Below are 9,530 nucleotides of genomic sequence, written 5' to 3'. Positions count from 1 at the left end.
GGCGTTCTCGACCTTCTTCTTGTCGAGCACGAAGCTAACGTCGCCGTGCTGATCGAGGGGAGCCATTGCCAGGAAGGCAATGACCACTCCCACCGCTGCCGGAAGGCCGATCTTCGCGAGACGCACGATCTTGTCGTGCGAGCTTCCCGGCACGGCCCAGCGCTGTTTGGTCGCGCGTTCCTGGTTGGCGAGATCGGACATGGATCAGCCGTCGTGAGCGAAAATATCCTGTTCCGGCCAACCCGCGAGATCGAGCAGGGCACGGTTGGGAAGGAAGTCGAAGCAGGCCTGGGCAAGCACGACCCGGCCTTCGCGGACCAGGCGCTCGTCCAGCTTTTCCTTCAGGGCATGAAGGTAGCGGACGTCGCTTGCCGCATATTCGCGCTGCGCGTCGTTGAGCTCGGGAGCGCCCCAATCGCTGGTCTGCTGCTGCTTGGAAATCTCCTGACCCAGAAGCTCGCGCACCAGGTCCTTCAGCCCGTGACGGTCGGTGTAGGTGCGGACCAGCCGGGAAGCCGTGCGCGTGCAGTAAAGCGGCGCGGCCATGAAGCCGAGGTAGGCCTGGATCATCGCGATATCGAAGCGTGCGAAGTGATAGAGCTTCAGTCGATTGGGATCGCCCAGAAGCGCCTTGAGGTTGGGTGCGGAATAGGGGCCGTCTTTCCTGAAGCGGACGAGATGCTCGTCGCCGCGCCCATCGGAAAGCTGGACGAGGCACAGGCGATCGCGATGCGGATGGAGGCCCATCGCCTCCGTATCGACGGCAATCGGGCCTTCGAAATGCACGCCCTCGGGCAGGTCTTCTTCGTGGAAATGGATGCTCATTCAATCGTCCCAAATCGCTGCAAACCGTACTGAGCCAGGCTGTCCCGGCAGGCCTGTCGGCGTGCCTCTTAAGCCCATGCCACGAGAACGCGCGGGAATCATCTAGAGAGGCTCGCTTTTTTCATGTAGGGTGCTGAACGGTGTGTGAGCAATCACGCCCCGACCGGTTGCGCTCTTTGGGCCCAGCGCGTTGGTTTTAAGACATTGCGGGCACAAAGGATTTTAGACGGGCATGGGTTTCGATAAAGGGCGTAAGGGGGACCGCGGTGGTCGCGGCCGTGATAAGCGCGACGATTTCTTCGGTGGTGAGAGCAGCTATGGCGACCGCGGCGGATTTTCCGACCGCGGCGGCTTTGGCGGTGGCGGCGGCGGCGGTGGATACCGCGGCGGCGGCGATCGCTTTGGCGGCGGTGGCGGCGATCGCTTTGGCGGCGGTGGTGGCGGCGGCTACGGCGGCGGCGGCGGAGGCGGTGGCTTCCGTGGCGGCGGTGGCGGCGGCGGTTTCCGCGGCGGCGGCAGCGGCGGTGGTGGCGGAATGCCTCCCCAGGTCGTCGGCGAAGGCAAAGGCGTCGTCAAATTCTTCAATCCGCAGAAGGGCTTCGGCTTCATCGTTCGCGATGACGGCGGCGAGGACGTGTTCGTGCACATCTCCGCTGTCGAGCAGGCCGGCCTGACCGACCTGGCGGACGGGCAGCCGCTCGAGTTCACCTTGGTCGACCGCGGGGGCCGCATTTCCGCGACCAACCTGCGAATCGACGGTGAGCCGATGGCAGTCGAACGCGCCGAGCGGGCTCCGCAGCGTCAGCTGACGGGCGAAAAGGCGACCGGAACGGTCAAGTTCTTCAACGCGATGAAAGGCTTCGGCTTCATTCAGCGCGACGACGGACAGCCGGATGCCTTCGTGCACATTTCGGCCGTCGAGCGCGCGGGCATGCCGACCCTCAACGAGGGCGACAAGTTGGAGTTCGAGATCGAGGTTGATCGCCGCGGCAAATATGCGGCGGTGAACCTGGCGCCGATCAGCGAATAAGGCGTTTCAGGGGGGCAAGACAGAGCCGGCGGGACCACCATCCCGCCGGCTTTTTCTATGAGGAGACGCGTCGATGAACATCATCGCCTTCCTATTCCTGGCGGCGACAGCGGCTGCTCCGTCCACGAGCCAGATCGATTTCGACGCGCGATGCATGATTGCGACCCAGCTGGCTTCCCAGCAGCTCGAGGGGTCGGAGGCGCTCGCAACATAAATGGCCTCCATGTACTTCTTCGGGCGAGTCGATGCCGTTCTGTCCGAGGCGGAACTGGAGGAGCGGATGGCCGCTGCTGGACGGATGATCGAGGGCAAACCCTCGGCCCGTATCTGCAAGAATGCGGAGACTACATGCAGGTCCGCGGCAAGGTGATGGAGACCATTGGCGGACGCCTGGAGGCGAAAGAAAAAGCCCGGCAACTCCAATAATTCGCTTCCACGAAGCTGGCCTACATCGCGCTGGCGTAGAAGTCCGCGAGGTCGGCCTTGAGCTGCCGTGCCGAGCCCGGATCCGTGTACATCATGTGCCCGCCGGATAGTATGTGTAGCGGATGTTCGCCGCGATCTGCGGCTCCAGCGCCATGTGGCCGATGTCGTAGTCCGCGCCGAAGAACGGGGTCGCGAGGTCGTAAAGGCCGTTCACCGACAATAGCTTCATCCTCGGATTGCCGCGCATCGCAGCCGCGAGGTCGACACTGGTGTCGACCGCCAGCTGCTGGCCCTGGGCAGACTTGTGCTGGAAGTTCCAGTCCTCGCCGATCCCGGCATAGTTGTTGGGCCGATGGGTCAGCGGAGTCTGGTAGCCGAGCTCGCGAAACAGATAGTCGTTGAGAGCGCCCGCGAAGGCCCGGTAATCGCCGTCGCCTGCGCATCGTAGCTCGGCGCCTCCCCAGCAGCATCCGCGTCCGTCCCGACGTAACGCGAATCGATGCGCCCGATGATCTGGCGCCGGTCGCGAAGAAGCTCTCGCTCGAACCGGTCGGGCGACACGCGCAGGTTCGATCGCAGGATATAGGCCGGCGACAAACCCGTCAGCCGAGCCATCTGCTGCGCGATAGACTCCCTCTCGGATTCCGTGATCGCCGTGCCTTTCTGGAGCGCGGAGGCGTAAGGCCCGGCCGCGAACGCCTTCGCCTCCGCCACCCAGCTCATCAGGTCGGGCTTCGGCTCGGCGACCTTGCCGTGGTACCAGGCGTTGGTTGCGTAGGTTGGCAGGAAATTGACCAGCGACTGGTCGCCGTTGAAGCTGTTGAAGTTTAGCACGGTCGAAACCAGCACGATGCCGTTGAGCTGGACGCCCTTGTCGGCAAGCATGTTCGACAGGCCGCCGGCGCGTGTCGTGCCGTAGCTTTCGCCGATGATGAACTTGGGCGAATTCCAACGGCCGTACTTCGTCAGGTAGCGCTGGATCGTCCGACTGAACGCGTCGAGGTCCTTGTCGACGCCGAAGAAGTCCTTCGACTCCGTCTTGCCCAGCGGGCGCGACAGTCCGGTCGTCGGTGCATCGATGAAGACGAGATCGCTGACGTCGAGAAGCGAATCGGGATTGGCGCCATAGCGGAAGGGCGGTCCGGCGATCGTTTCCGGAAGGGATGCATCGACCTTGATCGGACCGAAGCTGCCCATATGCAGCCACATCGTCGAAGAACCGGGTCCGCCGTTGAAAAGGAACGTCACCGGTCGCGCCGCACCGCGTCCGCCGTCGACCGTATAGGCGACGTAGAACATGCTTCCCTTTGGCGCGCCGTCGTCGTCGCGGATGGTCAGGTGCCCAGGCGTGACCGTGTAGCTGATCGTCCGCCCGCGGAGCGAGATCGATCTCTTCTTCGGTTGGGCATCCTCCTCGACGCTGGCGGCGGCGATGTCTGGATCCGGCTTTGCGGCATCCTCCTTCGACTTGGCGGAAGGCGCGTCGCCGGCCGGGGCTGGCGTATCGGCGGCGAAGGCGGCGGTGGAAAGGAGGAGGCTCAGCGCCAGGAGCGAGGAACGCATGCTTCGGTCAGTCCTTCATCGGGATCGGCTTGCCGCCGACCATGACATAGCCGACGCGCTGCACAGCCGTCGGATCGACCAACGGGTCTCCATCGACTGCGATCAGATCGGCCGACTTGCCCGGGTCGAGCGTGCCGGTGATGTCCGACAACTCGAGCAGGTCCGGCCCGCCTTGGTCGCCGCAATCAGCGCGTCGCGCGGGGTCATCCCGCCCTTCGTCACCATCAGCTCGACCTCCTTGTTTGCGGAGGTATGCGGCGCAACCGCGCTATCGGTCCCGAGCGCAATTTTCACGCCTGTGCGATAGGCGAGATTCAGCCCCTTGCCCCAGACGTCGAACGTCTGGCGAGCCTTGGCTTCGGATTCCGGGGCAGCTTGCCAGTGCCCATCAGACCCTGCACGCCGCTGAACGCCATCAGCGTCGCGGAATAGTAGGTGCCGTGCGCCTTCATCGCCTGCGCGCCGGCGGCGTCGAGGAACGTCCCGTGCTCGATCGAATCTACGCCGGCGTTGGTCGCCGCGAGAATGCCGCGCGCTCCGTGAGCGTGCGCAGCGACCTTCAGATGCATGGCGTGGGCAGCATCGACGATGCCCTTCATCTCCGCGTCGCTGAAATGTTGCTCGAGCCCCATGGCTCCGGGGTCGAGGACACCGCCGGTGGCCATGATCTTGATCACGTCGACCCCCTCTGCGGCGAGCTTGCGGACGGCCTCCTGGCATTGGTCGACGCCGGTGCAGACGGCGGGCTCAGGTGGGCGTCATCGACCGCTCGGGCGAGCTCCGGCGGAAGACCGGTGGCGGCGTCCGCATGCCCGCCGATGATCGACAGCGGGTCGCCCGACACCCGGATGCGCGGACCCGGAAAGCGTCCTTCCGTGACGGCATCGCGAACGGCGACGACCGCGCTGGCTTCGCCGCCAAGGTCGCGCACGGTGGTGAACCCGCCGCGCGCCATTTCCAGTGCATGCGTGAGCCCCAACGTGGTCGCATAGGCGATCGAATATTTCTGGGTGAAGTAAGCGTACCAGGGCGTTCCCGAAGTCTGCGTCAGGTGGACGTGGACGTCAGTCATCCCGGGCATCACCGTCCGGCTGCGCTCATCGACGACGGTCGCCCGGTTGGCGCTGTGAAGCCATCCTCAATCCGGGTGATCCGCCCGTTTTCAACGATGACGGTCGAAGCGCCGCGCGCGGGCTTGGCGGCATCCACGATCAGGCGACCGGCCTGAATGGCGTAAGTCTCAGCGCTGGCGGTGGAAGCGGTGGCGATCGCGACGACGGCTGCCAAAAGTTTCAGCATGCAACTCTCCCTGTCGGTGCGCGACCGTAACGGGACTCGCTGCGGCTTCAAGTCACCATTGCCAGGAGAGTGGCGATGAAGTCCGCCTCCGCCGCCGGCTTGTCGGTCCGGATCCGGCTGATCCGGGGAAAGCGCATCGCCAGGCCCGACTTATGACGGCTGCTCCGGTGGATCGAATCGAAGGCGACTTCGAGCACGAGGCTCTTCTCGACCTCGCGCACGGGTCCGAAACGCTGGATGGTGTGATTGCGTACCCAGCGGTCGATCCACCGCAGTTCCTCGTCCGTAAAGCCGAAATAGGCCTTGCCGACCGGCAGTAGCTCGCCTGCCTCGTTCCAGCAGCCGAAGGTGTAATCGCTGTAATAGCTGGACCGCTTTCCGGATCCGCGCTGGGCATACATCAGCACGCAATCGGCGGTCAGTGGATCGCGCTTCCACTTGTACCACAAGCCGGTCCGGCGGCCGGCGACATAGGGGCTGTCGCGCCGCTTCAGCATGATGCCTTCGATGGCGCCATCGCGGGCGCCGGCACGCAGCTCCTCCAGCTCTTCGAACGTGGCGGCTTCGATCAGTTGCGAGAGGTCGAACCGCTCGGGATCGAGCTTTGGAACGAAGGCTTCGAGAAAACCCCGCCTTTCCGCCCACGGCAGCTCGCGCCGATCCTCTTCGCCGTCGAACAGAATGTCATAGAGCCGGACGAACGCCGGATAACTGCCCAGCATTTTCTGGCTAACGTTCTTCCGGCCCAGCCTTTGCTGGAGTGCGTTGAAACTGGCCGCCGCACCGCCGTGCTGCTCGACAAGTCCCTGGCCGGAGCCGCGTACCAGGAGCTCGCCATCGAGAACGCCCCTGCTGGTGAAAGCCTCGGCGATTTCGGGAAAGCTGCCGCCGATGTCGTCACCGGTCCGGCTGTAGATTCGCGTCTGCCCGGCGATGTGGACCAGCTGGACGCGGATGCCGTCCCACTTCCACTCAGCAGCATAGTCTTCGAGCGAAACTTTCGTCTCTTCCAGCGGATGGGCGAGCATGAACGGGCGAAAAACCGGCACGTCCTGCGCCGTTGGTTGCGGACCGCGGCCTTCAGCCCAGTCGAAGAGCTCGAGAAAAGGCGGAGCGAGGCCGTGCCAGACCTCTTCGACCGCCTCCACGTCGATACCGAATGCGTCGGCCAGAGCCTGTTTCGCCAGTCGCGCCGAAATGCCGACCCGGAGCGCCCCCATCGCAAGCTTGAGCAAGGCGTAGCGTCCCGATGCGTCGAGGTGGTCGAGCATGTCGGCCAGCACCCGCGGCGCTTCCATCTTGCTTGCCGATCGGAGCCGCTCGACGGCGGTCGAGACGCTGATCGTGGCATCGTCGAGCTCGGGCTCGCCGTCTGCTGAGTTCGGCCACAGCAGGGAGATCGTCTCCGCCGAATCGCCGACATAATCCCGGCTCATCCGGAACAGGATCGGGTCGATCGTCTCTTCCACCAGCCCGCGAATCGCGGCGGGCTTCACGTGCGGGATGTCGAGGGTGCCGGTCAGCGCCGCGAGCGCGATGCCGCGGTCGGGGTCGGGCGTCTCCTTGAGATAATCGCCGATCACCTTGAGCTTCGTGTTGCGCGAGCGCGTGTAGACGAGATCGTCGAGAAGCTGGGAAAAGGCGCGCATCGGGCAACACAATGCCTCAATGGCGTTGCGGTGCCGAAACTTTAGTGCAGGCGAATGGCCAGGGCCGCCAGAATGGCGTTGGTGTCGGTGCTCCGATCGCTTGAAAGCGCCTCGTCCATATGCTCGAGGCAGCAGCGGACCGAGATGCGGTGGCCTGGGAGAAGTGCCAGCTGCGCCGACCGGTGAGCGAGCTCTTCCAACGCGGCAAGGCCGTTGGTCGCTGCGACCTGCCGGATGGCGTCCATCTGCGCATGAATGTCGAGCGGCGAGAGGCGCGCGGCGCGCTTGCTGAGCTCGGCGATCCGCTCGCCCAGCTGTTCACGAACGTCGCTGATGGACGGTGAAGTGCGTGCCCTTGCCATGAGCACAGTTTCAACGACGATGGTTAAGAGGCGGTTACAGGTCCGCGTCGCCTTGACAAATTGGCGTCTGGCGGTCATTTGCGCGACCGATCGAGCGGCTCCTTTGTGCCGCTCTCTTCGTTTCAAGCATTGGGATTAGGCGCGATGGCCAAGCCGACAACCGTCAAGATCAAGCTCGTCAGCACGGCCGACACGGGCTTTTTCTATGTGACCAAGAAGAACCCTCGGAATCAGACCGAGAAGATGAGTTTCCGCAAGTACGACCCGGTCGCGCGCAAGCACGTCGAGTTCAAGGAAGCGAAGATCAAGTAAGCCCCTGACGGCGTTAGACGTCGGCAGTTACAGGCTGTTTTCGCGCCAGCAGTGAGTCCACCTCCTGCACGAATCGCGCGACTGAAATCGGCTTCGTCACATAGGATTCGGCGCCGGCGCCCCGAATCCGCTCCTCATCGCCGGCGGTCGCGTAGGCGGTGACCGCCATGATCGGCACGTCCTTCAACGTCTCGTCGGCGCGGATCAGCTGGATCAGCTCGAGCCCGCTGACATGGGGCAACTGGATATCCGTGATTACCAGGTCCGGGATGAACTCGCGTGCGGCATCGTGGGCGAGGCGGCTGTCAGTGACGGCCTGCGGTTCATGGCCATGCGCTGCGAGGAGATCGCAGAACAGCTTGATGTTGAGGGCGTTGTCCTCGACAATCAGGATCTTGGCCAACCGGATATTCCCCCACTCTCTCGTGCTGATCTAGGCCATGCGGGCTCAACCGACAATTGACGCCGAGACTCTCGCGCTCTCCGCGCTTGCCGCCACGCTGACGGACGAACGCCGCGCGCAGCGGTTCCTCGACCTGTCCGGAATCGACACAGAAGATCTGCGTCGTCGAGCGGCCGAGCCTATCCTGCTTGCAGCTTTGCTACGTTTCCTTGAAGCGCATGAACCGGACCTGATCGAGGTCGCGGGTGCGATCGGTGTGAAGCCGGAAGAGCTTGTCGCCGCACGGGAGGAACTGGAAGCTTGAAGCGTCCGCTGCTGATTACCGACTGCGATGAGGTGCTGCTCCACATGGTCAGCCACTTCGCCGAGTGGCTGGAGGCCGATCACGGGATTCGCTTCGCCTTTGAGACGGGCCGCTTCTCCGAAGCTCTGACCCTCGTCGAAACAGGGGAGCCGCTGGCGCTCGACCAGGCGTGGCTCCTCCTCGACGCTTTCTTTCGCAGCGAGATGCACCGGCAGACCCTGGTGCCGGGGCCGAGGAAGCGCTGGGCCAAATCGGCGAGGTCGCCGACATCGTCATCCTCACCAATCTCGGCAGCGAAGCGCACCCCTGGCGGGTCGAGCAGCTGGCGAGTCACGGCATACGCCATGACGTCATCTGCAACTCCGGCGGGAAGGGACACCCGTCAGGCAACTGCTGAAGGAGCGAAAGCCGACCAACTCGGTATTCGTGGACGACTTGCCCCAGCACCACGAGTCGGTCGCAAAACATGCGCCGGAGGTCTGGCGGCTGCACATGATCGCGGAGCCTCTCGTCGCACAGGCCGTTCCCATGGCTGAGTACGCGCATGCCCGCATCGACGACTGGCCCAGCGCGACCGACTGGATCGTCGAAAGACTTTTGGAGAAGCCATGACCAAGACCATCCTCATCACCGGCGCCACATCCGGTTTCGGAAGGGCCTCGGCGCGGCGATTTGCGGCAGGCGGTTGGAGGGTGATCGGGACCGGTCGCCGGGCGGATCGGCTGAAGGAGCTGGCTGAGGAACTTGGCGACGTCTTCCTGCCGCTGGAAGTCGACATGCGCGATCCTGAAGCGCTCGGCGACTTGGCCAGACTGTCGGCGCCCTGGGGCGACATCGACCTGCTGCTAAACAATGCGGGCCTGGCTCCGCCCACGACCCCGTTGCCGGAAACCGAATGGTCGAAGCTCGACCAGATCATCGAGACCAACGTCACCGGGCTGGTTGCATTGACGCGGGTGCTGATTCCGAAGCTGGTCGAACGCAAGGGACAAATCATCAACCTGTCATCGGTCGCCGCCAATTATCCCTACAAGGGCGGCGCGGTCTACGCCGGCACCAAAGCATTCGTCCGGCAGTTCTCGCTCGACCTGCGCTGCGATCTCGAAGGGACCGGCGTTCGTGTGACTTCGGTCGAACCCGGAATGGCGGAGACCGAGTTCACCCTCGTCCGCACGGGTGGGGATCAGTCGGCGTCCGACGCGCTCTATTCGAACATGAACCCGATGACCGCCGAGGATCACGCCGAACTGTTCTGGTGGCTCGCGAACTTGCCGCCCCACCTCAACATCAATTCGATCGAGCTAATGCCGGTGAACCAGAGCTGGGCCGGCTTCGCGGTCCATCGCGAGGGTTGACC

The 9,530-nt window shown here is 64.1% G+C and carries 16 protein-coding genes and 1 pseudogene; 7 read left to right on the top strand and 10 right to left on the bottom strand.

The genetic code is table 11. The features are described 5' to 3' along the window. Positions 1 to 204 precede the first annotated feature (204 nt). Positions 205 to 825, bottom strand: coding sequence for a ribonuclease D (locus H9L15_RS05875; protein WP_187715501.1), 621 nt, complete (start codon positions 823 to 825; stop codon positions 205 to 207). A gap of 232 nt (positions 826 to 1,057) precedes the next feature. Between H9L15_RS05875 and H9L15_RS19425 the strand changes: the two genes are divergently transcribed. From H9L15_RS19425 to H9L15_RS05860, 3 genes are all read left to right on the top strand, one after another. Next, positions 1,058 to 1,855, top strand: coding sequence for a cold-shock protein (locus H9L15_RS19425; RefSeq protein ID WP_187715500.1), 798 nt, complete (start codon positions 1,058 to 1,060; stop codon positions 1,853 to 1,855). Positions 1,856 to 1,928: 73 nt separating this feature from the next. Next, entirely contained in the window at positions 1,929 to 2,069 is a 141-nt protein-coding gene (locus H9L15_RS05865; RefSeq protein ID WP_187715499.1) for a hypothetical protein, read from the top strand. Beyond that, on the top strand, positions 2,070 to 2,225 hold the full coding sequence (locus tag H9L15_RS05860; RefSeq protein WP_187715498.1) for a hypothetical protein: 156 nt from the start codon (positions 2,070 to 2,072) through the stop codon (positions 2,223 to 2,225). A 147-nt stretch (positions 2,226 to 2,372) separates the two neighbouring features. Here H9L15_RS05860 and H9L15_RS17175 read toward each other — a convergent pair whose 3' ends face one another. From H9L15_RS17175 to H9L15_RS05840, 8 genes are all read right to left on the bottom strand, one after another. Then, entirely contained in the window at positions 2,373 to 2,510 is a 138-nt protein-coding gene (locus H9L15_RS17175) for a hypothetical protein (protein WP_223276549.1), read from the bottom strand. A gap of 128 nt (positions 2,511 to 2,638) precedes the next feature. Further along, positions 2,639 to 3,844, bottom strand: a complete 1,206-nt coding sequence (locus H9L15_RS05855; protein ID WP_223276548.1) for a S10 family peptidase — start codon at positions 3,842 to 3,844, stop codon at positions 2,639 to 2,641. A gap of 7 nt (positions 3,845 to 3,851) precedes the next feature. After that, entirely contained in the window at positions 3,852 to 3,995 is a 144-nt protein-coding gene (locus H9L15_RS17170; RefSeq protein WP_262984932.1) for an amidohydrolase family protein, read from the bottom strand. A gap of 163 nt (positions 3,996 to 4,158) precedes the next feature. Further along, complete coding sequence (locus H9L15_RS18665) at positions 4,159 to 4,521, bottom strand: amidohydrolase family protein (protein ID WP_262984931.1); 363 nt, start codon at positions 4,519 to 4,521, stop codon at positions 4,159 to 4,161. Further along, positions 4,518 to 4,925 carry an amidohydrolase family protein gene (locus tag H9L15_RS18660; RefSeq protein ID WP_262984930.1) on the bottom strand — a complete coding sequence of 136 codons (408 nt, stop codon included), beginning with the start codon at positions 4,923 to 4,925 and terminating at the stop codon, positions 4,518 to 4,520. Before H9L15_RS18660 ends, H9L15_RS18665 begins: the two co-directional genes overlap by 4 nt. Then, positions 4,925 to 5,143 (bottom strand): hypothetical protein, encoded by a 219-nt coding sequence (locus H9L15_RS17160; protein WP_223276547.1) that lies wholly within the window; start codon positions 5,141 to 5,143, stop codon positions 4,925 to 4,927. The genes H9L15_RS18660 and H9L15_RS17160 overlap by 1 nt, the downstream gene beginning before the upstream one ends. 47 nt (positions 5,144 to 5,190) lie before the next feature. Beyond that, the gene (locus tag H9L15_RS05845) at positions 5,191 to 6,792 is read right to left on the bottom strand and encodes a cisplatin damage response ATP-dependent DNA ligase (RefSeq protein WP_187715497.1); all 1,602 of its coding nucleotides are present in this window, start codon (positions 6,790 to 6,792) and stop codon (positions 5,191 to 5,193) included. Positions 6,793 to 6,833: 41 nt separating this feature from the next. Beyond that, entirely contained in the window at positions 6,834 to 7,154 is a 321-nt protein-coding gene (locus H9L15_RS05840; protein ID WP_187715496.1) for a hypothetical protein, read from the bottom strand. Between the two features lie 144 nt (positions 7,155 to 7,298). Here H9L15_RS05840 and rpmG point away from each other — a divergent pair, with 144 nt between their 5' ends. Beyond that, positions 7,299 to 7,466 carry a 50S ribosomal protein L33 gene (gene rpmG, locus H9L15_RS05835; RefSeq protein ID WP_187708539.1) on the top strand — a complete coding sequence of 56 codons (168 nt, stop codon included), beginning with the start codon at positions 7,299 to 7,301 and terminating at the stop codon, positions 7,464 to 7,466. Positions 7,467 to 7,479: 13 nt separating this feature from the next. Here rpmG and H9L15_RS05830 read toward each other — a convergent pair whose 3' ends face one another. Then, on the bottom strand, positions 7,480 to 7,860 hold the full coding sequence (locus H9L15_RS05830) for a response regulator (RefSeq protein WP_395623132.1): 381 nt from the start codon (positions 7,858 to 7,860) through the stop codon (positions 7,480 to 7,482). Between the two features lie 46 nt (positions 7,861 to 7,906). Between H9L15_RS05830 and H9L15_RS05825 the strand changes: the two genes are divergently transcribed. The 3 genes and pseudogenes from H9L15_RS05825 to H9L15_RS05815 all read left to right on the top strand — a co-directional run bounded on the left by H9L15_RS05825 (position 7,907) and on the right by H9L15_RS05815 (position 9,528). Continuing rightward, positions 7,907 to 8,173 carry a DUF3572 family protein gene (locus tag H9L15_RS05825; protein ID WP_187715494.1) on the top strand — a complete coding sequence of 89 codons (267 nt, stop codon included), beginning with the start codon at positions 7,907 to 7,909 and terminating at the stop codon, positions 8,171 to 8,173. Continuing rightward, positions 8,170 to 8,785, top strand: a pseudogene (locus H9L15_RS05820) (HAD family hydrolase). The gene H9L15_RS05825 and the pseudogene H9L15_RS05820 overlap by 4 nt, the downstream one beginning before the upstream one ends. Continuing rightward, entirely contained in the window at positions 8,782 to 9,528 is a 747-nt protein-coding gene (locus H9L15_RS05815) for an SDR family NAD(P)-dependent oxidoreductase (RefSeq protein WP_187715493.1), read from the top strand. The pseudogene H9L15_RS05820 and the gene H9L15_RS05815 overlap by 4 nt, the downstream one beginning before the upstream one ends. Positions 9,529 to 9,530 lie beyond the last annotated feature (2 nt).

Origin of the sequence: Sphingomonas daechungensis, assembly GCF_014489495.1 — a bacterium.
Lineage (GTDB): Bacteria > Pseudomonadota > Alphaproteobacteria > Sphingomonadales > Sphingomonadaceae > Sphingomicrobium > Sphingomicrobium daechungense.
This window is presented reverse-complemented; position numbering and strand designations above follow the sequence as displayed.